Source organism: Pseudomonas sp. LBUM1648, from assembly GCF_059716145.1.
On the sequence record NZ_CP166808.1, the window covers coordinates 6383195 to 6405782 of the forward strand.

The following is a 22588-nucleotide window of genomic DNA, read 5'->3' on the forward strand; positions in this document are numbered from 1 at the left end:
TTACTCCTTGGGTTTGCTCAGTTGATTTCGATCATTTCGAAGTCCATCTTGCCGACGCCGCAGTCCGGGCACAGCCAGTCTTCCGGCACGTCCTGCCACAGGGTGCCCGGTGCGATGCCGTCATCCGGCCAGCCGTCGGCTTCGTTATAGATCAGGCCGCAGACGATGCATTGCCACTTTTTCATTCAGGTACTTCCTCAGGTTTCAGGCTTTTGTCGGCGCGAACGGTCGATGGGTGGTGCTCTGCCATCCGGCTCAGCGCGTTTTGTACTGATGGTGCCGGGCAGATGCAAGCCTGTTCGGCGCAACGGCTTCCCGGATCAATCAATCTCGCGGCCTGCCATGGTAAGCTCGCCGCCTCATTTGCGGCCAATAATGACTCATTGTGCAACATTCAAATGCCTGCCCGGCCCCGCTCTGGCTGACTCAAAGCCGACTGACGCCTCTCCCCGATTCGTCGACCCTCGACTGGTTGTTCGACGAAGGTTCCCTCACTCGCCGCCTGACTCGTCTATCCAACGATGGCTTCAGCGTCACGCCGCTGTTCGAAGGCTGGGACACGTTGCGCCCGGACGAATGCGCCGCGCTGGATCTGGCCGAAGGCAGTGAAGGCTGGGTGCGTGAGGTGTATTTGCGTGGCCATGGCGAGGCCTGGGTGTTCGCCCGCAGCGTGGCCTCGCGCAGCGCCTTGCAGGGCGACGGTTTGCACATGGATGAGTTGGGTAGCCGGTCGCTGGGTGAACTGCTGTTTTGCGATCATGCCTTCCAGCGCCGCGCCATCGAAGTCTGTCGCTACCCCGAAGACTGGCTGCCGCAAGCCTCTCGCGCCCCTGAGTTGTGGGGCCGTCGTTCGCGTTTCGACCGAGGCGCACTGAGCGTACTGGTCGCCGAAATCTTCCTGCCGAGCCTGTGGCACGCCGCCCGCGCCCATCCGGAGAACTGCTGATGTACCAGAGCCTGCTCAAGTCCCTGAACCGCTTGAACCCGCGCGCCTGGGACTTCATTCAGTTGACCCGCATGGACAAGCCGATCGGCATTTACCTGCTGCTATGGCCGACCTTGTGGGCCTTGTGGATTGCTGGCAAAGGTTCGCCGTCGCTGGCCAACGTCGTGATTTTTGTCCTCGGCGTGGTGTTGACCCGCGCCGGTGGCTGCGTGATTAACGATTGGGCCGACCGCAAGGTCGACGGCCACGTCAAACGCACCGCGCAACGGCCGCTGGCCAGCGGCAAGATCAGCTCGAAAGAGGCGCTGGTGTTCTTCGCCATCCTGATGGGCGTGAGTTTCCTGCTGGTGCTGTGCACCAACGCGCCGACGATCTGGCTGTCGTTGGGCGGCCTGGCGCTGGCGTTCACCTATCCGTTCATGAAGCGCTACACCTATTACCCGCAAGTGGTGCTGGGCGCGGCGTTTTCCTGGGGCATGCCGATGGCGTTCACCGCCGAGACCGGCGAAGTGCCCGCCGCTGCGTGGTTGCTGTGGATCGCCAATCTGCTGTGGACGGTGGGTTACGACACCTATTACGCGATGACCGATCGGGATGACGATTTGAAGATCGGCGTGAAATCCACGGCGATTCTGTTTGGCGAGGCGGATCGGGTGATCATTTTGACCTTACAGGCGCTGTCGCTGGGCTGTCTGTTGCTGGCGGGGTCGAAGTTCGAACTGGGGATCTGGTTCCATCTCGGTCTGCTGGTGGCCGCCGGATGTTACGCGTGGGAGTTCTGGTACACCCGCAGCAAGGACCGGATGCGTTGCTTCCAGGCGTTTTTGCACAACCACTGGGCCGGGTTGGCGATTTTTGTCGGGATTGTGCTGGATTACGCGTTGCGCTAATCCGCAAAACTTGTGGGAGCGAGCCGGCTCGCTCCCACAGGGAATTGCGCTTATTTGGCCTTGACGACTTTCCAGGCACCATCCATCTTGCCGTCACCGGTCTTGTCACCAACCGCCTTATCCATCACAAAGGTGTACAGCGGCATGTCTTTATAGGCCCACTGCATTGAGCCGTCTTCGCGTTTGATGACAGTCCAGTCACCCATCGAATTGTCGCCCGCCGCAGCCGTCAATGGCGGCCAATTGGTTGCGCATTTGTCGTTGCACACCGATTTGCCGGCGGAGTCCTTGTTGAAGGTGTACAGGGTCATGCCTTTGTGATCGACCATCACGCCGTCTTTCATCATGGCGGGTTCAGCCGCCATCGCCAGTCCGGGCAGTGTCAGGGCGGCGGCAAGCAGCAAACCTTTGAAGCAAGCAGTCATTTGAGTCATGGAAACCTTCTTTTGCGGTTGTCAGGATTCGGACTTAAAGCTTAGTTCAGGATCCCTCCCACCGCCGGGCGACTAAAATACTGTCACACGACTGCAATAATTCCGTTATCTAATGCGGCGCAAGACAGTTAAATGACAAGAGGATTAAGGCATGGTTGGCAGGAGCATTCTGATCGTCGACGACGAAGCGCCCATTCGCGAAATGATCGCCGTTGCGTTGGAGATGGCCGGCTATGACTGCCTCGAGGCGGAGAACTCGCAGCAGGCGCACGCCATCATCGTCGACCGCAAACCGGACCTGATCCTGCTCGACTGGATGCTGCCCGGCACCTCCGGCATCGAGCTGGCCCGCCGCTTGAAGCGTGATGAGCTGACCGGAGACATCCCGATCATCATGCTCACCGCCAAGGGCGAAGAGGACAACAAGATCCAGGGCCTGGAAGTTGGCGCCGACGACTACATCACCAAACCGTTTTCCCCGCGTGAACTGGTTGCACGCCTCAAAGCCGTGCTGCGCCGCGCCGGTCCGACCGATGGCGAAGCGCCGATCGAAGTCGGCGGCCTGCTGCTCGACCCGATCAGCCACCGCGTGACCATCGACGGCAAGCCTGCCGAAATGGGCCCGACCGAATACCGTCTGCTGCAATTTTTCATGACCCACCAGGAACGCGCCTACACCCGTGGCCAGTTGCTGGATCAGGTCTGGGGTGGCAACGTCTACGTTGAAGAGCGCACCGTCGACGTGCACATCCGACGCCTGCGCAAGGCTCTCGGCGACGCCTACGAAAATCTGGTACAAACCGTGCGCGGCACTGGCTACCGGTTTTCCACCAAGGCCTGACCCGACCGCCAGACTCGCTGACAAGGACTGTAATTTCCGTGAATCAAAACTGGCATGGCACCCTGATTCGCCACATGCTGCTGCTGGTCACCGCCTGTCTGGTGATCGGCCTGATCACCGGCTATTACGGCTGGAGCCTCGCGGCGGGACTGGGTATTTACCTGGCCTGGACGCTCAAGCAATTGCTGCGTCTGCACGAATGGTTGCGCCTACACCAACCCGATGAAGCTCCGCCCGATGGCTATGGCCTGTGGGGCGAAGTGTTCGACAGCATCTATCACCTGCAACGCCGCGACCAACGGGTGCGCGGGCGCCTGCAAGCAGTGATCGACCGGGTGCAGGAATCCACCGCCGCGCTGAAAGACGCGGTGATCATGCTCGACAGCGACGGCAATCTGGAATGGTGGAACCGCGCCGCAGAAACCCTGCTCGGCCTCAAGACCCCGCAAGACAGCGGCCAACCGGTGACCAACCTGGTACGGCATCCGCGCTTCAAGGAATACTTCGAGCAGGACAGCTACGCCGAGCCGCTGGAAATCCCCTCGCCAACCAACGATCGCGTGCGCATTCAGCTGTACCTGACCCGCTACGGCAACAATGAACACTTGATGCTGGTGCGCGACGTCACGCGCATTCATCAGTTGGAACAGATGCGCAAAGACTTCATCGCCAACGTCTCCCACGAACTGCGCACGCCGCTGACGGTGATCTGCGGCTATCTGGAAACCCTGCTCGACAACGTCGAGGAAGTGAACCCGCGCTGGAGCCGCGCCTTGCAGCAGATGCAGCAACAGGGCGGACGCATGCAGACGCTGCTCAATGACTTGCTGCTGCTGGCTAAGCTGGAAGCCACCGATTATCCGTCAGACAACCAACCGATACAGATCGACACGCTGTTGCAATCGATCACGAGCGACGCTCAGCAATTGTCCGGGTCGAAAAACCAACGCATCACTCTTGAAGCCGACGCCAGCCTGTTGCTCAAGGGCAGCGAGGCGGAACTGCGCAGTGCGTTCTCCAATCTGGTGTTCAACGCGGTGAAGTACACCCCGGCCGAGGGCAATATCCGCATTCGCTGGTGGGGTGACGCACATGGCGCGCACCTGAGCGTGCAGGATTCGGGAATCGGCATCGACAGCAAACACCTGCCGCGTCTGACCGAACGCTTCTACCGCGTCGACTCCAGCCGCAACTCCAACACCGGAGGCACTGGCCTAGGCCTGGCCATCGTCAAACACGTCTTGTTGCGCCACCGCGCACGCATGGAAATCAGCAGCGTGCCCGGTCATGGCAGCACGTTCACCTGCCATTTCGCCCCGGCTCAGGTGGCTCAGGCACGGGCGATCAGCTCCGCCGAGTGATACCGGCCGGCACGCGCCACTAGGCAATCGCCCAGTCAGCCGCTACATTGGCGGACTTGCGCCTGCCTTTCAGGCGCGACTTCTTCTCTCTTACGAATCACACGGAACCCGCAAAACTCCATCATGGACCCTTCCCCTGGCTTGTCCCTCGCTACAATTTTCGCCGATTTCGGCATGATCCTTTTTGCTCTGATCCTGGTTTTGCTCAACGGCTTTTTCGTTGCGGCGGAATTCGCCATGGTCAAACTGCGCTCGACCCGGGTCGAGGCCATCGCTGAACAGAACGGCTGGCGCGGACACATCCTGCGCACCGTCCACAGTCAGCTCGATGCGTACCTCTCGGCGTGCCAGCTCGGTATCACCCTCGCCTCTCTTGGCCTGGGCTGGGTCGGTGAACCGGCGTTTGCGCACATTCTCGAGCCATTGCTTGAAAGCGTTGGCGTGCAGTCGCCCGAAGTGATCAAAGGCGTGTCGTTCTTCGCTGCGTTCTTCGTGATTTCGTATCTGCACATCGTCGTCGGCGAGCTGGCACCCAAGTCATGGGCGATCCGCAAACCCGAGTTGCTGTCGCTGTGGACGGCGGTGCCGCTGTACCTGTTCTACTGGGCGATGTACCCGGCGATTTACCTGCTCAACGCCAGCGCCAACGCCATTTTGCGTATCGCAGGCCAGGGTGAACCCGGCCCGCACCACGAACACCATTACAGCCGCGAAGAACTGAAACTGATCCTGCACTCCAGCCGTGGCCAGGACCCGAGCGACCAAGGCATGCGCGTATTGGCCTCGGCGGTGGAAATGGGTGAACTGGAAGTGGTCGACTGGGCCAACTCCCGGGAAGACCTGATCACTCTGGAATTCAACGCACCGCTGAAAGAAATCCTGGCGATGTTCCGTCGCCACAAGTTCAGCCGTTATCCGGTGTACGACAGCGAACGTCAGGAGTTCGTCGGCCTGCTGCACATCAAGGATCTGCTGCTGGAACTGGCGGCGCTGGATCACATTCCAGAGTCGTTCAACCTGGCTGAATTGACCCGTCCGCTGGAGCGCGTGTCGCGGCACATGCCGCTGTCGCAGTTGCTGGAGCAGTTCCGCAAGGGCGGCTCGCACTTCGCCGTGGTCGAGGAGGCTGACGGCAACATCATCGGCTACCTGACCATGGAAGACGTGCTGGAAGTGCTGGTCGGCGACATTCAGGACGAACACCGCAAGGCTGAACGCGGGATCCTCGCCTATCAACCGGGCAAGCTACTGGTGCGTGGCGACACGCCGTTGTTCAAGGTTGAACGCCTGCTGGGTATCGACCTTGACCACATCGAAGCCGAAACCCTGGCCGGGCTGGTATACGAAACCCTGAAACGGGTGCCGGAAGAGGAAGAAGTGCTGGAAGTCGAAGGCCTGCGGATCATCATCAAGAAGATGAAAGGGCCGAAGATTGTGCTGGCCAAGGTGTTGATGCTGGATTGATGGGTGTTTTGGGGGACGCTTCTGTGGTGAGGGGATTTATCCCCGATGGGTCGCGGAGCGGCCCTGTAATCTGCAATCGCGTAACTCCTGACTCAATTCCTTCAATTATTTTGGGACGGCTGCGCCGTCCATCGGGGATAAATCCCCTCACCACAAAAGCCCCTCCACAGCGGCCCCCTAACGGTTCTACTGCTTGCCCAACGCAAAGTTGGGCAACGCCCCCAGCGGCTGGTTGAACTGATACGGGATGGACACCAACCCCAACCCGGTATTGCGCTGCACCACAAAGTGCAGGTGCGGGCCGCTGCTGTTGCCGGTGTTGCCCGACAGCGCCAACGGGCTGCCCACCACCACCCGCTGCCCTTCGCGCACGCTTACAGACCCTTGCTTGAGATGCAGGTACACGCCCATCGTGCCGTCATCGTGCAGCACCCGCACGAAGTTGCCGGAAGGGTCGGTGCCGCGTCCGCTCTGCGAATTCTCGGTTTTCACCACAACCCCTGCCCGCGCGGCAATGATCGGCGTGCCAACCGGCATGGCGATGTCCATCGCATATTTGTTCTTCGGCCCGTAATGGCTGTATTGGCCCTCGGCGCCCTGACTCAAGCGGAACGGCCCGCCACGCCATGGCAGTGGATAGCGATAGCCCTGAGCCGTTCCGGCAGGGTCACCCAGGGCGTAATGAAACTGCGGCGTATACACCAGCGGTTTGCCGCCGGTAATCGCCTTCAGCAACGCTAACCGCGTATTGCTGCGTGCCGGCAACACCCGGCGGATGGTTTGAGCCGGTGCGCCACGTACATTGCTCATCTCGGTAAACGCCAGTGCCACCTCAACCGGCGCATACAGATCGTTGCGCACGAACACCACGTCGACGCCCTTCTGCTTTTTGATGTCGAGATAGACCTGCCGCTCGAGGCGTTCGACCATCCGATCCTGAAAGACGAACACCTGCGAGCCTTTGCTCGGACGGTCGCTGTACGAGACCACGCCGTTGGCATCGGTGGATTTGTAAATGGTCATGGCCACAGTCGAGGTGGAGGCCATGAAAAGACCACAGAAAAACAGCAGGCGCGCGAGCATGGCAAAGGTTCTGTCGAAGTAAGGCCTGGGAAAGAGCCTAGCAGGTGAAGCAGACCAGGCTAGTCGACAGATGTTTCAAATGATCGTCCCCACGCTCTGCGTGGGAACGATCAGCGTAAAGCTGTGATCAAGCGCCCGGAACGAAGTGCTTCTGCGCCGTGCCGCGGGCGATCAGGCGGGAGATGTAGTCGAGCTTCTGTGCGTCCTGGTCGACGAAACGGAAGGTCAGTTGCAGCCAGTCGCTGTCGGCTTTCTGCTCAAAGGCGACGATGGCGTGCAGATAACCGTTGAGGCGGGCGATTTCGGCGTTGTCGCCCTGCTCCAGGTCGAGCACGGCGCTGTCGAGGATCTGCGGCAGGGTGTCGGTGCGTTTCACCACCAACAGCGCTTCCTTGATGCTCAGGGCCTTGATCACACACTGCTGATTGCCGCTTGGCAGGCGCAACTGGCCTTGACCACGACCACCTGCAGGCGCTGCCGAGGCAGTTGGCGCTTTGACTGGCGGGCTGTTGAGCAAGCCACGAGACGGCGCAGCGGCTGGTGTCGGCGCGACAACAGCAGGCTTGGCGAACGGGTTGACCGCAGCGGCCGCCGGAGCACCACCGACCACGGCAGGCTTGCCGCCGGTCAGCGCGCTCAGGGAGTCATTGCCGAATGCCGAGTTCATCTTGGTCGGCGCGCTGTTCATCAAGGTGTCGAGCTTGCCGACCTTGTTCAGCGCCTGCTTGACCTTGGTCAGCAGTTGCTCGTTGGTGAACGGCTTGCTGACGTAGCCGGAAACGCCGGCCTGAATCGCCTGCACCACGTTTTCCTTGTCGCCACGGCTGGTGACCATCACGAATGGCATGGTCTTGAGATTGTCTTGCTCGCGGCACCAGGTCAGCAGTTCGAGGCCGGACATTTCCGGCATTTCCCAGTCGCACAGAACCAGGTCGAACGCTTCCTTGGCCAGCATGGCCTGAGCCTTTTTACCGTTGACGGCGTCCTCGGTGCGGATCCCCGGGAAGTAATTACGCAGGCACTTTTTCACCAGGTCACGAATGAACGAAGCATCGTCCACGACCAACACACTGATCTTGCTCATCCAACACCCCTATAAAAATCCCGGCAAGCATACCGCTTTGCTGATGGCACATTGCCAACAATCTTCAGTCACGCCGGGACTTTTCGTTCGCGGGTGCTGCTTTTTAATTCGAAAGCCCCTAACAAAAACGCCCGGCCAAAGGGCCGGGCGCTTTTCTCAGGCAATCTTACTTATCGTCAGCATCGCCCGGAACATTAGCGGTTTCGCCGCTTGTGCCTTCAACTTCTTCCTTCATGCGCTTGAGGCCCATGTGGCGAACGTCAGTGCCGCGCACCAGATAGATCACCAGTTCCGAGATATTGCGCGCGTGGTCGCCAATGCGCTCCAGCGAACGCAGCACCCAGATAATGCTCAAGACCCGCGAGATAGAGCGCGGGTCTTCCATCATGTAGGTGGCCAGCTCACGCAGGGCGGTCTTGTATTCGCGGTCGATGATCTTGTCGTACTGCGCCACCGACAAGGCCAGATCGGCGTCGAAGCGGGCAAACGCGTCCAGCGCATCGCGAACCATGTTGCGCACCTGGTCGCCGATGTGGCGAACCTCGACGTAACCGCGCGGCGCTTCGCCTTCTTCACACAACTGAATGGCACGACGGGCGATTTTGGTCGCTTCGTCGCCGATGCGCTCAAGGTCGATCACCGACTTGGAGATGCTGATGATCAGCCGCAGGTCAGACGCCGCCGGCTGACGACGGGCCAGAATGCGCAGGCATTCTTCGTCGATGTTGCGTTCCATCTGATTGATCTGGTCGTCGATCTCGCGCACCTGCTGAGCCAGACCGGAGTCGGCTTCGATCAGAGCGGTCACCGCGTCGTTGACCTGCTTCTCCACCAGCCCGCCCATGGCCAGGAGGTGGCTGCGCACTTCCTCAAGCTCGGCGTTGAACTGCGCGGAGATGTGATGGGTAAGGCCTTCTTTACTAATCATGTTGGCGTCCTTGGAGCGTCCGGTAAGGTGCGGTGGGCCGCAGCATCAAATTCTGTGAATAACCCGCAACTGTTAGCCGTAGCGACCAGTGATGTAGTCTTCGGTCTGCTTCTTCGCCGGATTGGTGAACAGGGTATCGGTATCGCCGAATTCCACCAGTTTGCCCATATACATGAACGCCGTGTAGTCGGACACCCGCGCCGCCTGCTGCATGTTGTGGGTCACGATAACGATGGTGAACTTGGATTTCAGCTCGTAGATCAGCTCTTCAACCTTCAGGGTCGAGATCGGGTCTAGGGCCGAGCACGGTTCGTCGAGCAGCAGCACTTCCGGCTCAACCGCGATGGTGCGGGCGATCACCAGACGCTGCTGCTGACCACCGGACAGACCGAGTGCGGACTCGTGCAGACGGTCTTTGACTTCGTCCCACAGTGCCGCGCCTTTCAACGCCCACTCAACGGCTTCGTCGAGGATGCGCTTTTTGTTGATGCCCTGAATGCGCAGACCGTAAACCACGTTTTCGTAGATGGTTTTCGGGAACGGGTTGGGCTTCTGGAACACCATGCCGACGCGACGACGCAGTTCAGCAACGTCTTCGCCTTTGCGATAGATGTTGTTGCCGTACAGGTTGATCGCGCCTTCGACGCGGCAGCCGTCAACCAGATCGTTCATACGGTTGAAGGTACGCAGCAGTGTGGACTTGCCGCAGCCGGACGGGCCGATGAAGGCAGTCACGCGCTGTTTCGGGATGTTCAGGCTGACGTCGTACAGCGCTTGTTTATCGCCGTAGAACAGGTTCAGGCCCGGGACTTCAATGGCCACGGTTTCCTGTTCAAGATTCAGGCTCTGCTTGTCGCGGCCCAAGGCAGACATGTTGATGCCGTGGCTATGTGTTTCGTGCTGCATGGGAGGCTCCCTGTGCTAACAAATTCGGTTCGGTTTTTTGTAGGAGTGAGCCTGCTCGCGATTCAGGCGCTGCGGTTTGTCTATGAAACCGCGGTGTTGCCATCGCGAGCAGGCTCACTCCTACATAAGAAATCAGCTATCCAGCGCTTTATACTTCTCGCGCAGATGGTTACGGATATAAACGGCCGACAGGTTCAGTGTCGCAATCACCAGCACCAGCAACAGCGCCGTGGCGTACACCAGCGGGCGTGCGGCTTCGACGTTCGGGCTCTGGAACCCGACGTCATAAATGTGGAAGCCCAAGTGCATGATCTTCTGGTCCAGGTGCAGGTACGGATAGTTGCCATCCACCGGCAGCGACGGCGCCAGTTTCACCACACCTACCAGCATCAGCGGCGCCACTTCACCGGCGGCACGGGCCACGGCGAGGATCATGCCGGTCATCATGGCCGGGCTGGCCATCGGGATCACAATCTTCCACAAGGTTTCAGCCTTGGTCGCGCCGAGGGCCAACGAGCCTTCACGCACGGTGCGAGGAATCCGCGCCAAACCTTCTTCGGTGGCCACGATCACCACCGGCACCGCCAGCAGCGCCAGGGTCAGCGACGCCCAGAGCAGGCCCGGCGTACCGAAGGTCGGTGCCGGCAGTGCTTCGGGGAAGAACAAGCGGTCAACCGAACCACCCAACACGTACACAAAGAAGCCCAGACCAAACACGCCGTAAACGATCGCCGGAACGCCCGCCAGGTTGTTCACCGCGATACGGATGATCCGCGTCAGGGTGTTCTGCTTGGCGTATTCACGCAGGTACACCGCCGCCAGTACGCCGAACGGGGTAACGATCATCGCCATGATCAGGGTCATCATCACGGTGCCGAAAATCGCCGGGAAGATCCCGCCTTCGGTGTTGGCTTCACGCGGATCGTCGGAGAGGAATTCCCAGATCTTGCTGAAGTAGAAACCGACCTTGGTGAAGGTGCTCATGGCGTTCGGCTGGTAAGCGTGAACCACTTTGCCCAGACCGATTTCGATCTCTTTACCGTTGGCATCGCGAGCCGTCAGCGCATCGCGGTTGAACTGCGCATGCAGATCGGCCAGACGCGCTTCGATGTCCTGATAACGGGCGTTCAGTTCGGCGCGCTCGGATTCCATGTCCGCTTGCGCGGTGGCGTCGAGTTTGCCTTCCAGTTCCAGTTTGCGACTGTGCAGACGGATGCGTTCCAGCCCTGCGTTGATCGCGCCGATATCGACTTTTTCCATCGACTTGAGCTGCGCGGCGAGGCCGTTCACACGGTTGATCCGCGCTTGCAGCTCTGGCCATGCGGCTTCGCCTTCGGCGATGACCTTGCCGTCCTGTTTGACGTTGACCAGGTAGCCGTAGAAGTTGCCCCACTCGCGACGCTCCAGCGCCATCAGCTCTGGCGGCGTCTTCTGGTTGGTCAGCCACTCGCCGACGATCCAGGTGAAGTCGTTGCCGTTCAGGTCACGGTTGCCGACCTTGATCAGCTCGCGGGTCATGAATTCCGGGCCTTCGTCCGGCACTGGCAAACCAGCGCTTTTGAGGCGGGCACGGGGCACTTCTTCCTTCTGTACCACTTCGCCGACCACGAGGTGCTGGGCCTGGCCCGGTACGTCGTAGCTGGCGTGGATCAGATCCGCCGGCCAGAAGTGACCCAGACCGCGCACGGCAATCACCGCCAGCAGGCCAATGGTCATGATGACCGCGATGGACACCGCGCCACCGCTGATCCAGACGCCCGGGGCGCCGCTCTTGAACCATCCTTTCAGGGAGTTCTGTTTCACAGACTTCTACCTTTGCTTAAAGCGACGAGTATTTCTTGCGCAGACGCTGACGAATCAGTTCTGCCAGGGTGTTCATGACGAAGGTGAACATCAGCAGCACCAGCGCCGAGAGGAACAGCACGCGGTAGTGGCTGCCGCCGACTTCCGACTCCGGCATTTCCACCGCGACGTTGGCGGCCAGGGTGCGCAGGCCTTCGAACAGGTTCATTTCCATGACCGGGGTGTTACCGGTGGCCATCAGCACGATCATGGTTTCACCGACCGCACGGCCCATGCCGATCATCAGCGCCGAGAAGATGCCCGGGCTGGCGGTCAGGATCACCACACGCGTCATGGTCTGCCACGGTGTGGCACCGAGGGCCAGCGAACCGAGGGTCAGGCCACGCGGCACGCTGAACACGGCGTCTTCGGCAATCGAATAGATGTTCGGGATCACCGCAAAACCCATGGCCAGACCGACCACCAGAGCGTTGCGCTGGTCGTAGGTGATGCCCAGGTCGTGGGAGATCCACATGCGCATGTCGCCGCCGAAGAACCAGTTCTCCATGTACGGGCTCATGTACAGCGACAGCCAGCCCACAAACAGGATCACTGGAATCAGCAGCGCACTTTCCCAGCCATCCGGGACTCTCAGGCGGATCGACTCAGGCAGACGGCTGAAGGCGAAACCGGCGACCAGAATGCCGATCGGCAGCAGCATCAGCAGGCTGAAGATGCCCGGCAGATGCCCTTCGACATACGGCGCGAGGAACAGACCGGCGAAGAAACCGAGGATCACCGTCGGCATCGCTTCCATCAGTTCGATCACCGGCTTGACCTTGCGGCGCATGCCCGGGGCCATGAAGTACGCGGTGTAGATCGCAGCGGCAACGGCCAGTGGCGCGGCCAGCAGCATCGCGTAAAACGCAGCTTTCAGGGTGCCGAAGGTCAGTGGCGACAGGCTCAGCTTTGGTTCGAAATCGGTGTTGGCCGCGGTCGATTGCCAGACGTATTTAGGCTCGTCGTAGTTTTCGTACCAGACCTTGCTCCACAGCGCGCTCCAGGAAACTTCCGGGTGCGGGTTGTCGAGCAGCAACGGTTGCAGCTTGCCGCCAGACTCGACGATCACGCGGTTGGCGCGCGGCGACAGACCGAACAGGCCCGGGCCCTCGACCACTTGGTCAACCAGCAAAGTACGGTGCGCGGTGCTGTGGAACACGCCGAGCTTGCCGCTGGCATCCAGGGCAACGAAGCCTTTGCGACGCTCTTCGGCGCTGATTTCAACGATCGGCGTGGTGCCCATCTGGAAGGTGCGGATCTGCTTCAGACGCAGCTCACCATCGGTGTCGCGGGCCATGAACCATTGGGCCAGGCCGCCCTTGGAGTCACCGACGATCAGCGAGATACCGCCCACCAGCTGTGTGGTCGCAGTGACTTCGGTATCGGCGTTTTCCAGCAGTTTGTAGCGACCGTTGAGGCTCTTGTCGCGCAGGCTGAATACGTCCGCCTGGGCACGACCGTTGACCACGTACAACCATTGCTGACGCGGGTCGACGAAGATGTTTTTAACCGGCTCAGTCATTTGCGGCAGATCGATACGCTTCTGCTCGTTGGTGACTTCGCCGGTCATCATGTTTTCTTCGCTGGTCAGCGACAGCACATTGAGTTGCGAACCGGTCGAACCCACCAGCATCAGCGTCGTATCGGTGGCGTTGAGGCTGACGTGCTCCAGCGCACCGCCCGCTTCGTTCAGCGCGATTGGCGCCTCGCCGTACGGGTATTCGATGGCCGGGGTGATGGTTTTCTTGCCGTCGGGGTAGCTGACCTTATAAGTGTGACGGAACACCAGCGCCTGACCGTTGGACAGACCCACGGCAACCAGCGGATGACCTGGCTGGTCTTCACCAATGGAGGTCACGGTTGCACCGGCGGGCAGCGGCAGATCGACGCGCTTCAGTTCAGCGCCACTGTCGATATCGAAGAACAATGCCTGGCCCTTATCGGAAACGCGCATGGCCACCTGATTCTGCTCTTCGAGCGAAATCATCAGCGGCTTGCCGGCGTCCTGCATCCAGGCTGGAGTGATCGAGTCTTTCGCCTCCAGGTCAGCGCCCTGGAACAACGGCGCGACCACGTAGGCGAGGAAGAAGAAGATCAGGGTGATGGCTGCCAGCACCGCCAGACCGCCAACGAGGACGTACCAGCGAGTGAAGCGATCCTTGAGCGCGCGAATGCGGCGCTTGCGTTGCAGCTCAGGCGTATTGAAATCAATGCGCTTGGGAGGATTAGTAGTCATTTGGGAATTGGCCAGATCATTCATGCGCTCACCCTAGCGATCCTGTATGACAGAAAGATGACAGTGCAGTGACGCAGCAAATCCACCGCCAGCGGGGCTGGCAGAGGATCGAAAATTTGAGGTGTGTAAAAGGCCGGTCTGCGGGCAGATCCGGCCTTTCACTTGAGTCCGACGGGGTTCACCCCGGACTCAATTTGTTACTTCTTTACGACTGCAGCGCCTTCTTGCAAGCCCAGGTCAGCCAGTGCTTTGGCAGCGACTTTGGCTGGCAACGGGATGTAACCGTCCTTGACTACAACTTCCTGGCCCTGTTTGGACAGAACCAGCTTCACGAACTCGGCTTCCAGCGGGGCCAGAGGCTTGTTCGGGGCTTTGTTGACGTAAACGTAGAGGAAACGCGACAGCGGGTACTTGCCGTTCAGGGCGTTTTCTTCGGTGTCTTCGATGAAGTCAGTGCTGCCCTTCTTGGCCAGAGGCACGGTCTTCACGCTAGCGGTCTTGTAGCCGATGCCCGAGTAACCGATGCCGTTCAGCGAGGAGCTGATCGACTGCACGACCGAAGCCGAACCTGGTTGTTCGTTGACGTTTGGCTTGTAGTCACCTTTGCACAGGGCTTCTTCTTTGAAGTAGCCGTAAGTGCCGGATACCGAGTTACGGCCGAACAGTTGCACTGGCTTGTTGGCCAGGTCACCGGTTACACCCAGCTCACCCCAGGTTTTCACGTCGGCTTTGGCGCCGCACAGACGGGTGGACGAGAAGATCGCGTCAACCTGTTCCATGGTCAGGTGCTGGATCGGGTTGTCCTTGTGTACGAATACAGCCAAGGCGTCCACGGCAACCGGGATTGCGGTTGGCTTGTAGCCGTACTTCTGCTCGAAGGCCGCCAGTTCGGTGTCCTTCATCTTGCGGCTCATCGGGCCCAGGTTCGAGGTGCCTTCAGTCAGCGCAGGTGGCGCAGTGGCGGAGCCAGCGGCCTGAATCTGGATATTTACGTTCGGGTATTCTTTCTTGTAGTTCTCGGCCCACAGGGTCATGAGGTTGGCCAGGGTATCGGAGCCGACGCTGGACAGGTTGCCCGACACACCAGTGGTCTTGGTGTAGCTCGGGATAGCAGGGTCAACAGCGGCAACCGCGTTGGCAGTCGCAACGCCAGCAGCGACAAAAGTCATTGCCGCCATCAAACGCTTCAGTTTCATGCCTTACTCCTAGCAGATAGGGTGTGTTAAGTCGGGGCCAAGTATCAGCAGGCCGTGTGAACACTCTATGGCTGAAATATGACAATTGGATGAAAGGCCAGCATCCAAGGTTTTACTGGATGATTCGTGGTGCCCCCATTCGCGAGCAGGCTCGCTCCCACCGTTTGAAATGCATTCCAATGTGGGAGCGAGCCTGCTCGCGAAATGGCCGTGACTACTGAGGAGATTTCGGATCAGCGACCCTTCTTCCAGAGCCACGCCCCCACCAGAATCCCCATCGCACACAGCACTGCCACGTAGTAGGCCGGGCCCATCGCGCTTTCTTTAAGCAGCAGGCTGACGATCATCGGCGTCAGGCCACCGAAGATTGCGTACGCCACGTTGTAAGAGAACGACAACCCACTGAAACGCACCACCGGCGGGAACGCCTTGACCATCACGTAGGGCACCGCACCAATGGTGCCGACCAGCAAACCGGTCAACGCATACAGCGGGAACAGCCAGTTCGGGTGATCGGCGAGGCTGTGATAGAAGGTCCAGGAGCTGATCAGCAAGCCCAGGCAACCGAACACAAACACCCGGCCGGCGCCAAAGCGATCCGCCAGCGCACCGGAAATGATGCAACCGAAGCTCAGGAACACGATCGCCAGGCTGTTGGATTGCAGCGCGGTGGTCGGCGAGAAGTGGTAAACGGTTTGCAGCACAGTCGGGGTCATCAGAATGACTACGACGATCCCGGCCGACAGCAGCCAGGTCAGCAGCATCGAGATCGCAATCGCCCCGCGATGGTCACGCAGCACCGCGCGCAGCGGCACTTCTTCGGCCAGCGCCTTGCGCAGTTGCAGCTCGGCGAACACCGGGGTTTCGTGCAGCCAGCGGCGCAGGTAAACCGAGAACAGACCGAACACGCCACCGAGCAGGAACGGAATCCGCCAGGCGTAATCCGCAACCTCGGTCGGCGTATAGATGCTGTTGATCGCCGTGGCGACCAGCGAGCCGAGCAGAATTCCGGCGGTCAGGCCGCTGGTCAGGGTGCCGCAGGCGTAGCCCATGTGCTTCTGCGGGACGTGTTCGGAAACGAAGACCCATGCCCCCGGTACTTCACCGCCAATCGCCGCGCCTTGAATCACCCGCATCAGCAGTAAAAGGATCGGCGCCCACATGCCGATCTGCGCATACGTCGGCAGCAGACCCATGATCAGGGTCGGCACGGCCATCATGAAGATGCTCAGGGTGAACATTTTCTTGCGCCCCAGCAGGTCGCCGAAGTGCGCCATGACAATGCCGCCCAGCGGCCGCGCAAGGTAACCGGCGGCAAAGATGCCGAAGGTCTGCATCAGGCGCAGCCACTCAGGCATGTCGGCCGGAAAGAACAACTTGCCGACCACGGTGGCGAAGAATACGAAGATGATGAAATCGTAAAACTCCAGTGCACCGCCCAGGGCCGATAGCGACAGAGTCTTGTAGTCATTGCGGGTCAATGGTCGTGCGGGTTGGTCGGGCTGCGCGAGGCTCGAAGGCGCTGTGGTCATGGCAAGGGCTTCTCTTATAGGCGGATCTGCGACTCCAACAACGCTGGCTGGAGCTTTGGCAGGTTCGGCACCATAGCAAATTGTTCGAAAAAGCACATAGAGGCGCGTATTTGACGGTCAAAATCAGAACCGGGTGGTCGTCGCGGAGTCTACCGACCGATATACTCGCAACCTTGCCCCGGTTTGTAGGGGGTTGCTGTGCGAAAACGTCGTTGGCCCGCCCTTTGAACGGAGCAGCCGGTTTCGCAGAGTTTCCCTTTAGGCGCCTTATGGAAGACGTGACGAACGTAGTATGTTCGGTGCTGAATCGTTTTTCCTGAAGACGGCTACCACCAGCAATACCAACAAGAGTCACGGGTCAGAGGCACCCCCGGCATGATAGAGCTCGAACAAGAAGATCCAATCCCGCAAGGCGACCTGGCCCTGCAAATCACCGCTCTCCCGCGTGAAACCAACGGCTTTGGCGATATTTTCGGCGGCTGGCTGGTGGCACAGATGGATTTGGCCGGCACCGCGATGGCCAGCCGTGTCGCCGGAGGCCGCGTGGCCACCGTCGCTATCGACCGCATGGCGTTCCTGGTTCCGGTCGCCGTTGGCGCGCAGTTGTCCTTCTATACCCAGACCCTGGAAATCGGTCGCAGCTCGATCCAGATGATGGTCGAAGTGTGGAGCGACGATCCGTTGTCCAGCGAGTGGCGTAAAGTGACCGAAGCGGTGTTTGTCTTCGTCGCCATCGACGGCAGTGGTCGCACCCGGTCGGTTCCGCCGCGCGCACGCTAAACCTCACGGCCGTTTCACGGTCGATAGTTGTCCCAAGTGTCTGATCGAGAGCTGTCCCATGAACACGCCCAACGTTGAAGCCGTGAAACTGGATGAACTGAACTGCTGGCGCATCCGCCACGGTCAGGCCGAAGTGCTGGTAGCCCAGCAAGGCGCGCACATCCTCAGTTATCAGGTTGACGGCCAGCCGCCGATCATCTGGCTCAACGACAAGGCCGAGTTCAAGACCGGTAAGAGCATCCGTGCTGGCGTGCCGGTGTGCTGGCCGTGGTTCGGCAAATTCGAACGCAACCCGCAGAACGTCCAGGCCATGTACACCGGTGAGCAACCCGCACCCGCGCACGGTCTTGTGCGGGCGATGGATTGGGAGCTGGGCGGCATAGAAGCCGAAGGCGATGGCCTCAAGGTCGAGTTCAAACTGCCCTACCCTGAAGGCGGTCTGCCGGGCTGGCCGCATCAGGTCGATCTGACCCTGACCCTGCGTCTGGACGATCAGTTGCACCTCAGCCTGACCAGCCATAACCGTGGCGGCGACACTGTCAGCCTCAGCCAGGCGTTGCACACCTACTTCGCCGTCAGCGATGTGCGCCATGTGCATGTCGAAGGTGTGGACGGTTTGAATTACATCGAGACCCTGGACGACTGGAAGACCAACGCCCAGACAGGCGACCTGCATTTTGCCGGCGAAACCGACCGCATCTACCTCGACGCCCCGCCGCAGATGAGCATCGTCGACCCGACGTGGGAGCGGCGCATTGTCCTCACCAGCACGGGCTCGCGCACTGCGGTGATCTGGAACCCGTGGATCGACCGTGCGGCCGCGCTCAGCGATATGGATAACGATGGCTGGCAACGCATGCTGTGCATCGAGACGGCGAATGTGATGGATGACGTGGTGAGTCTGGCGCCGAGCGCCAGTCACACCATGGGCGTCAGCATCGGCAGCAAACCGCTCTAACCCAAACCAGATAACTCATGGAAGCGAGCCTTTGTGGCGAGGGGATTTATCCCCGATGGACTGCGCAGCAGTCCCCGACTCTTGATTTGAAAAGCCGGGGCCGCTTCGCGACCCATCGGGGATAAATCCCCTCACCACAAAAGCTCACTCCTACAGTTAATTTGTGTAGGTCCTAGAGATCGGACTCCTGCACCACCCGCACCTTGTCCGCCTCCAGCGCATACGCCGCATCGGCCAGATCGTTGCTGACCTTTTCGACCTTCAGCGTGCCGGTCACCCACAGCGGCGTGTAGATGTCTTCCAGCTTCAGCCCCTTCGGATAGCGCACCAGTACCAGTTGATTCGGCGGCGGTGGCGGCACGTGGATACACGCGCCCGGGTACGGCACCAGGAAAAACAGGGTGCTGCGACCCTTGGCATCGGATTCCAGCGGCACCGGATAACCACCGATGCGGATGTGCTTGTCGTTCATCGACGCCACGGTTTTGGTCGAGTACATCACCGCCGGCAGGCCTTTGGCCTGTTTCATCCCGCCCTTCTCGGTGAAGGTGCCGGTGGCTTCCGGGGAGTTGTGGTCGATGTCGGGCATGGCCTCCAGGGCCTTTTGATCCGACTTGGGCATCAGTTCGAGCCAGTCGGTTTCCGGCAGTTCGCCGGCGTGGGCCAAACCGCTGCCCAGGAAAAGGAGAGTCAACAGAAGACGGCGCATGAAGGTGCTCGGACAAAGGAAAGGACTATAAATCGCCGAGCATTCTAGCCCTCCCTGCCCGATTGGCAGAGAGGGCTTTGTCGCTTTGGATCACTTCTTTTTGATCAGGCCGTAGATCACCAGCAACACGATCGCGCCAACCAGTGCGCCGATGAAACCTGCGCCCTCGCCCGCCCGATAGATGCCCAGGGCCTGGCCGCCGTAGGTGGCTGCCAGCGAACCGCCGATACCGAGCAGGATGGTCATGATCCAGCCCATGCTGTCATCGCCCGGTTTCAGGAACCGAGCCAGCAGGCCGACGATCAAGCCGATAAAGATGGTTCCGATAATTCCCATGGCATTTCCCTCTGTGTGAATTGGCTATGCCAAAGCCTAGACAGACTTTGGCATCCTGCCATCAGAGAACGGCGGCCCCTGAATGGTTCCGCCGCTGCCACATGAAACTGTTTTACTCGGCGATCAGCGCCTGGACCTTGAGAATCTGCGCCTGGAGCGTGGCCTTGTCGGCGCAGCGCAGGTTGGCGTGACCGACCTTGCGCCCGGCCTTGAAGGCCTTGCCGTAGTGGTGCAGATGGCAGTCTTCGATGGCGATGACCTTCTCTACCGGCGGAACCACACCGATAAAGTTGAGCATCGCGCTCTCGCCGACCTTGGCCGTCGAACCCAGCGGCAGACCGGCAACGGCACGCAGATGGTTTTCAAACTGGCTGCACTCGGCACCTTCAGTGGTCCAGTGCCCGGAGTTGTGCACGCGCGGGGCGATTTCGTTGGCCTTGAGGCCGCCGTCGACTTCAAAGAACTCGAACGCCATCACGCCGACGTAATCCAGTTGCTTGAGCACGCGGCTGGAATAGTCTTCGGCCAAGGCCTGCAACGGGTGATCGGTGCTGGCCACAGAGAGCTTGAGGATGCCGCTGTCGTGGGTGTTGTGAACCAACGGGTAGAACTTGGTTTCGCCATCGCGAGCGCGAACGGCGATCAGTGAGACTTCACCAGTGAACGGCACGAAGCCTTCCAGCAGGCAGGCCACGCTACCGAGTTCGGCGAAGGTGCCGACCACGTCTTCGGGTTTGCGCAGGACTTTCTGGCCCTTGCCGTCGTAACCCAGGGTGCGGGTTTTCAGCACGGCCGGCAGACCGATCGAGGCTACGGCGGCATCCAGATCGGCTTGCGACTGGATGTCGGCGAAGGCCGGGGTCGGAATCCCCAGATCCTTGAACATGCTCTTTTCGAACCAGCGGTCGCGAGCAATGCGCAGGGCTTCGGCGCTCGGATAAACCGGCACGAATTGCGAAAGGAACGCCACGGTTTCAGCCGGGACGCTTTCGAACTCGAAGGTCACCAGATCGACTTCATCAGCCAGTTGACGCAGATGATCCTGATCGCCGTAATCGGCCCGCAGGTGTTCGCCCAGCGCAGCGGCGCAAGCGTCCGGCGCAGGGTCGAGGAAAGCGAAGTTCATGCCCAGCGGGGTGCCCGCCAAGGCCAACATGCGACCCAACTGGCCGCCACCGATTACACCGATCTTCATCTCAACAACCTCAGGCAATACGTGGGTCTGGATTGTCCAGGACGCTGTCTGTCTGCTCGGCACGGAAGGTTTTCAGTACCGCGTGGAACTGTGGATGCTTGGCGCCGAGGATGCTCGCCGAGAGCAGGGCGGCGTTGATCGCGCCCGCTTTGCCGATAGCCAGGGTAGCGACCGGAATACCGGCCGGCATCTGCACGATCGACAGCAGCGAATCGACGCCCGAGAGCATCGACGATTGCACCGGAACACCCAGCACCGGCAGGTGGGTCTTGGCCGCACACATGCCTGGCAAGTGGGCTGCGCCGCCGGCACCGGCGATAATCACCTCGATGCCGCGGCTTTCAGCCTCTTCGGCGTACTGGAACAGCAAATCCGGGGTGCGGTGGGCAGAGACCACCTTGACCTCGTACGGGATGCCGAGCTTTTCCAGCATATCGGCGGTGTGGCTAAGGGTGGACCAATCGGACTTGGAGCCCATGATCACGCCAACCAGTGCACTCATCGTCGCGCCTCTTCTCTCTGGGCGCCCGCAGGCGCGTCAAAAACAACAAGCCACGCAGAATGCGTGGCTTGTTGTAGGAAAAATGGCCGGACGTACCGGCCGAAGGCCGCGCAGTATACCGCAAAGAAAGCAATAAACAGCCCCCGTCACGACCATCTGTCATCTGCCGCAAAAGCCCGGTTTTATTGACTTGAAGGTCAGCCAAAAAGATCAAAAGATCGCAGCCTTCGGCAGCTCCTACAGGGAAACGCACTTCAACATGTAGGAGCTGCCGAAGGCTGCGATCTTTTCCCCCAGACACCATCCATCAGGAAGCTTGGGCGGCGCCACCTTCGAGCTTGCGCCACAACAACCGCACGTTGGCCTTGCGCACCAGCGCGCAGCGGTACAGACGAATCTCCAGCGGCACATGCCATTGCGGGCCGCCGCATACGACGAGTTCGCCCCGGGCCAGTTCGGCACGCACGCTCAACTGCGGCACCCAGGCAATCCCGAGGCCTTCCAGCGCCATGCTCTTCAGGCTGTCGGCCATCGCGGTTTCATAGATCGTGGTGAAGCGCAGCTGTCGCTGACGCAGCAAACCATTCACCGAACGTCCGAGAAACGCCCCGGCGCTGTACGCCAGCAACGGCACGCTGGCGTCACCTTCCAGATCGAACAGCGGCTTGCCATCGGCATCCGCCGCGCACACCGGGAGCATCTCGGTCTGGCCCAAATGCAGTGACGGGAAAATTTCCGGGTCCATCTGCATCGCCGCGTCCGGGTCGTAGAACGCCAGCATCAAGTCGCAGCCACCTTCGCGCAGTGCGTGCACGGCGTCACCGACGTTGGTCGCCACCAGTCGCGTGGCGATGTTCAGGCCTTCATTGCGCAACTGCGCGATCCAACGCGGGAAAAAACCCAGTGCCAGGGAGTGAGCGGCGGCAACCTGCATCACCTCGCCCTGCCCGCCCTCCAGATGATGCAGATGGCGCAGCACTTCACCGAGCTGTTCGACCACGGTGCGCGCGGTCACCAGAAACAATTGCCCCGCCGCCGTCAGCTCGACTGGCGTGCGCGAGCGGTTGACCAATGTCAGCCCCAGCGCGGCTTCCAGGCTGCGTATCCGCCGACTGAAGGCCGGCTGGGTCACGAAGCGCCGTTCGGCGGCCTGCGAGAAGCTGCGGGTGGCGGCCAGAGCACTGAAGTCCTCGAGCCATTTGCTTTCCAGATTCATCACGTCCTCCCGGACACGCACCAAAACAGGTCACACGTCTGCCGCGCACGCGGCGTCACACGGGCATTATGCCGAATGTGCATAGGTCAGTGCTGAACAGCATTGGCCCAAAATTTCCCACAAGCCTAGCATTCGCAGCGTTCCGGCAT

General features: G+C 60.3%; 22 protein-coding genes. 7 read left to right on the forward strand and 15 right to left on the reverse strand.

Going from position 1 to position 22588, the window contains the following annotated elements:
* Positions 1-17: 17 nt before the first annotated feature.
* Entirely contained in the window at positions 18-185 is a 168-nt protein-coding gene (locus ACA043_RS29090; protein ID WP_003437744.1) for a rubredoxin, read from the reverse strand.
* 200 nt (positions 186-385) lie between these two features.
* Between ACA043_RS29090 and ACA043_RS29095 the strand changes: the two genes are divergently transcribed.
* Entirely contained in the window at positions 386-946 is a 561-nt protein-coding gene (locus ACA043_RS29095; RefSeq protein ID WP_497658344.1) for a chorismate--pyruvate lyase family protein, read from the forward strand.
* Positions 946-1836 carry a 4-hydroxybenzoate octaprenyltransferase gene (gene ubiA / locus ACA043_RS29100; protein ID WP_401271896.1) on the forward strand — a complete coding sequence of 297 codons (891 nt, stop codon included), beginning with the start codon at positions 946-948 and terminating at the stop codon, positions 1834-1836. Before ACA043_RS29095 ends, ubiA begins: the two co-directional genes overlap by 1 nt.
* A gap of 50 nt (positions 1837-1886) precedes the next feature.
* Here the strand turns inward: ubiA and ACA043_RS29105 are convergent, their stop codons facing one another.
* Positions 1887-2270, reverse strand: coding sequence for a COG4315 family predicted lipoprotein (locus tag ACA043_RS29105; RefSeq protein WP_497658345.1), 384 nt, complete (start codon positions 2268-2270; stop codon positions 1887-1889).
* Between the two features lie 151 nt (positions 2271-2421).
* Here ACA043_RS29105 and phoB point away from each other — a divergent pair, with 151 nt between their 5' ends.
* From phoB to ACA043_RS29120, 3 genes are all read left to right on the forward strand, one after another.
* Complete coding sequence (gene phoB, locus ACA043_RS29110; protein WP_007896474.1) at positions 2422-3111, forward strand: phosphate regulon transcriptional regulator PhoB; 690 nt, start codon at positions 2422-2424, stop codon at positions 3109-3111.
* Positions 3112-3185: 74 nt separating this feature from the next.
* Positions 3186-4472 (forward strand): phosphate regulon sensor histidine kinase PhoR, encoded by a 1287-nt coding sequence (gene phoR, locus ACA043_RS29115; protein WP_497659685.1) that lies wholly within the window; start codon positions 3186-3188, stop codon positions 4470-4472.
* Positions 4473-4595: 123 nt separating this feature from the next.
* Complete coding sequence (locus ACA043_RS29120; RefSeq protein ID WP_116028549.1) at positions 4596-5936, forward strand: hemolysin family protein; 1341 nt, start codon at positions 4596-4598, stop codon at positions 5934-5936.
* Positions 5937-6122: 186 nt separating this feature from the next.
* Here the strand turns inward: ACA043_RS29120 and ACA043_RS29125 are convergent, their stop codons facing one another.
* The 8 genes from ACA043_RS29125 to ACA043_RS29160 all read right to left on the reverse strand — a co-directional run bounded on the left by ACA043_RS29125 (position 6123) and on the right by ACA043_RS29160 (position 16743).
* Complete coding sequence (locus ACA043_RS29125; RefSeq protein WP_187677151.1) at positions 6123-7019, reverse strand: peptidoglycan DD-metalloendopeptidase family protein; 897 nt, start codon at positions 7017-7019, stop codon at positions 6123-6125.
* 127 nt (positions 7020-7146) lie between these two features.
* Positions 7147-8103, reverse strand: a complete 957-nt coding sequence (locus ACA043_RS29130) for a response regulator (RefSeq protein WP_187677152.1) — start codon at positions 8101-8103, stop codon at positions 7147-7149.
* A gap of 166 nt (positions 8104-8269) precedes the next feature.
* Positions 8270-9031, reverse strand: coding sequence for a phosphate signaling complex protein PhoU (gene phoU / locus ACA043_RS29135; protein ID WP_007954334.1), 762 nt, complete (start codon positions 9029-9031; stop codon positions 8270-8272).
* A gap of 72 nt (positions 9032-9103) precedes the next feature.
* Positions 9104-9937: a phosphate ABC transporter ATP-binding protein PstB gene (pstB, locus tag ACA043_RS29140; RefSeq protein WP_187677153.1), complete on the reverse strand. Its 834-nt coding sequence runs from the start codon at positions 9935-9937 to the stop codon at positions 9104-9106.
* A 132-nt stretch (positions 9938-10069) separates the two neighbouring features.
* Entirely contained in the window at positions 10070-11740 is a 1671-nt protein-coding gene (pstA, locus tag ACA043_RS29145) for a phosphate ABC transporter permease PstA (protein ID WP_497658346.1), read from the reverse strand.
* Positions 11741-11756: 16 nt separating this feature from the next.
* Complete coding sequence (locus tag ACA043_RS29150) at positions 11757-13790, reverse strand: ABC transporter permease subunit (RefSeq protein WP_401271903.1); 2034 nt, start codon at positions 13788-13790, stop codon at positions 11757-11759.
* A 422-nt stretch (positions 13791-14212) separates the two neighbouring features.
* The gene (locus tag ACA043_RS29155; RefSeq protein WP_095137738.1) at positions 14213-15211 is read right to left on the reverse strand and encodes a phosphate ABC transporter substrate-binding protein PstS; all 999 of its coding nucleotides are present in this window, start codon (positions 15209-15211) and stop codon (positions 14213-14215) included.
* A 233-nt stretch (positions 15212-15444) separates the two neighbouring features.
* Positions 15445-16743, reverse strand: a complete 1299-nt coding sequence (locus tag ACA043_RS29160) for an MFS transporter (RefSeq protein WP_187677155.1) — start codon at positions 16741-16743, stop codon at positions 15445-15447.
* A gap of 375 nt (positions 16744-17118) precedes the next feature.
* Here ACA043_RS29160 and ACA043_RS29165 point away from each other — a divergent pair, with 375 nt between their 5' ends.
* Entirely contained in the window at positions 17119-17523 is a 405-nt protein-coding gene (locus ACA043_RS29165) for an acyl-CoA thioesterase (RefSeq protein WP_003229628.1), read from the forward strand.
* A 58-nt stretch (positions 17524-17581) separates the two neighbouring features.
* Positions 17582-18481, forward strand: coding sequence for a D-hexose-6-phosphate mutarotase (locus tag ACA043_RS29170; RefSeq protein ID WP_497658347.1), 900 nt, complete (start codon positions 17582-17584; stop codon positions 18479-18481).
* Between the two features lie 172 nt (positions 18482-18653).
* On the opposite strand, the gene ACA043_RS29175 is transcribed toward ACA043_RS29170, so the two are convergent.
* The 5 genes from ACA043_RS29175 to ACA043_RS29195 all read right to left on the reverse strand — a co-directional run bounded on the left by ACA043_RS29175 (position 18654) and on the right by ACA043_RS29195 (position 22439).
* Positions 18654-19190, reverse strand: a complete 537-nt coding sequence (locus ACA043_RS29175) for a DUF3299 domain-containing protein (protein WP_187677157.1) — start codon at positions 19188-19190, stop codon at positions 18654-18656.
* A 90-nt stretch (positions 19191-19280) separates the two neighbouring features.
* Positions 19281-19526, reverse strand: coding sequence for a GlsB/YeaQ/YmgE family stress response membrane protein (locus ACA043_RS29180; RefSeq protein WP_187677158.1), 246 nt, complete (start codon positions 19524-19526; stop codon positions 19281-19283).
* A 112-nt stretch (positions 19527-19638) separates the two neighbouring features.
* A complete protein-coding gene (locus ACA043_RS29185) occupies positions 19639-20721 on the reverse strand; it encodes a 5-(carboxyamino)imidazole ribonucleotide synthase (RefSeq protein WP_489880205.1) in 1083 nt (360 codons plus the stop codon).
* A gap of 10 nt (positions 20722-20731) precedes the next feature.
* Positions 20732-21223 carry a 5-(carboxyamino)imidazole ribonucleotide mutase gene (gene purE, locus ACA043_RS29190; RefSeq protein WP_095081226.1) on the reverse strand — a complete coding sequence of 164 codons (492 nt, stop codon included), beginning with the start codon at positions 21221-21223 and terminating at the stop codon, positions 20732-20734.
* 307 nt (positions 21224-21530) lie between these two features.
* Positions 21531-22439, reverse strand: a complete 909-nt coding sequence (locus ACA043_RS29195; protein WP_007912103.1) for a LysR substrate-binding domain-containing protein — start codon at positions 22437-22439, stop codon at positions 21531-21533.
* Between the last annotated feature and the right edge of the window lie 149 nt (positions 22440-22588).

Coding starts and splice junctions, on each gene's coding strand:
- ACA043_RS29090 (WP_003437744.1), bottom strand. CDS start 185: ATGAAAAAGTGGCAATGCATCGTCTGCGGCCTGATCTATAACGAAGCC.
- ubiA (WP_401271896.1), top strand. CDS start 946: ATGTACCAGAGCCTGCTCAAGTCCCTGAACCGCTTGAACCCGCGCGCC.
- ACA043_RS29105 (WP_497658345.1), bottom strand. CDS start 2,270: ATGACTCAAATGACTGCTTGCTTCAAAGGTTTGCTGCTTGCCGCCGCC.
- phoB (WP_007896474.1), top strand. CDS start 2,422: ATGGTTGGCAGGAGCATTCTGATCGTCGACGACGAAGCGCCCATTCGC.
- phoR (WP_497659685.1), top strand. CDS start 3,186: ATGCTGCTGCTGGTCACCGCCTGTCTGGTGATCGGCCTGATCACCGGC.
- ACA043_RS29120 (WP_116028549.1), top strand. CDS start 4,596: ATGGACCCTTCCCCTGGCTTGTCCCTCGCTACAATTTTCGCCGATTTC.
- ACA043_RS29125 (WP_187677151.1), bottom strand. CDS start 7,019: ATGCTCGCGCGCCTGCTGTTTTTCTGTGGTCTTTTCATGGCCTCCACC.
- ACA043_RS29130 (WP_187677152.1), bottom strand. CDS start 8,103: ATGAGCAAGATCAGTGTGTTGGTCGTGGACGATGCTTCGTTCATTCGT.
- phoU (WP_007954334.1), bottom strand. CDS start 9,031: ATGATTAGTAAAGAAGGCCTTACCCATCACATCTCCGCGCAGTTCAAC.
- pstB (WP_187677153.1), bottom strand. CDS start 9,937: ATGCAGCACGAAACACATAGCCACGGCATCAACATGTCTGCCTTGGGC.
- ACA043_RS29150 (WP_401271903.1), bottom strand. CDS start 13,790: ATGCAGGACGCCGGCAAGCCGCTGATGATTTCGCTCGAAGAGCAGAAT.
- ACA043_RS29155 (WP_095137738.1), bottom strand. CDS start 15,211: ATGAAACTGAAGCGTTTGATGGCGGCAATGACTTTTGTCGCTGCTGGC.
- ACA043_RS29160 (WP_187677155.1), bottom strand. CDS start 16,743: ATGACCACAGCGCCTTCGAGCCTCGCGCAGCCCGACCAACCCGCACGA.
- ACA043_RS29165 (WP_003229628.1), top strand. CDS start 17,119: ATGATAGAGCTCGAACAAGAAGATCCAATCCCGCAAGGCGACCTGGCC.
- ACA043_RS29170 (WP_497658347.1), top strand. CDS start 17,582: ATGAACACGCCCAACGTTGAAGCCGTGAAACTGGATGAACTGAACTGC.
- ACA043_RS29175 (WP_187677157.1), bottom strand. CDS start 19,190: ATGCGCCGTCTTCTGTTGACTCTCCTTTTCCTGGGCAGCGGTTTGGCC.
- ACA043_RS29180 (WP_187677158.1), bottom strand. CDS start 19,526: ATGGGAATTATCGGAACCATCTTTATCGGCTTGATCGTCGGCCTGCTG.
- ACA043_RS29185 (WP_489880205.1), bottom strand. CDS start 20,721: ATGAAGATCGGTGTAATCGGTGGCGGCCAGTTGGGTCGCATGTTGGCC.
- purE (WP_095081226.1), bottom strand. CDS start 21,223: ATGAGTGCACTGGTTGGCGTGATCATGGGCTCCAAGTCCGATTGGTCC.
- ACA043_RS29195 (WP_007912103.1), bottom strand. CDS start 22,439: ATGAATCTGGAAAGCAAATGGCTCGAGGACTTCAGTGCTCTGGCCGCC.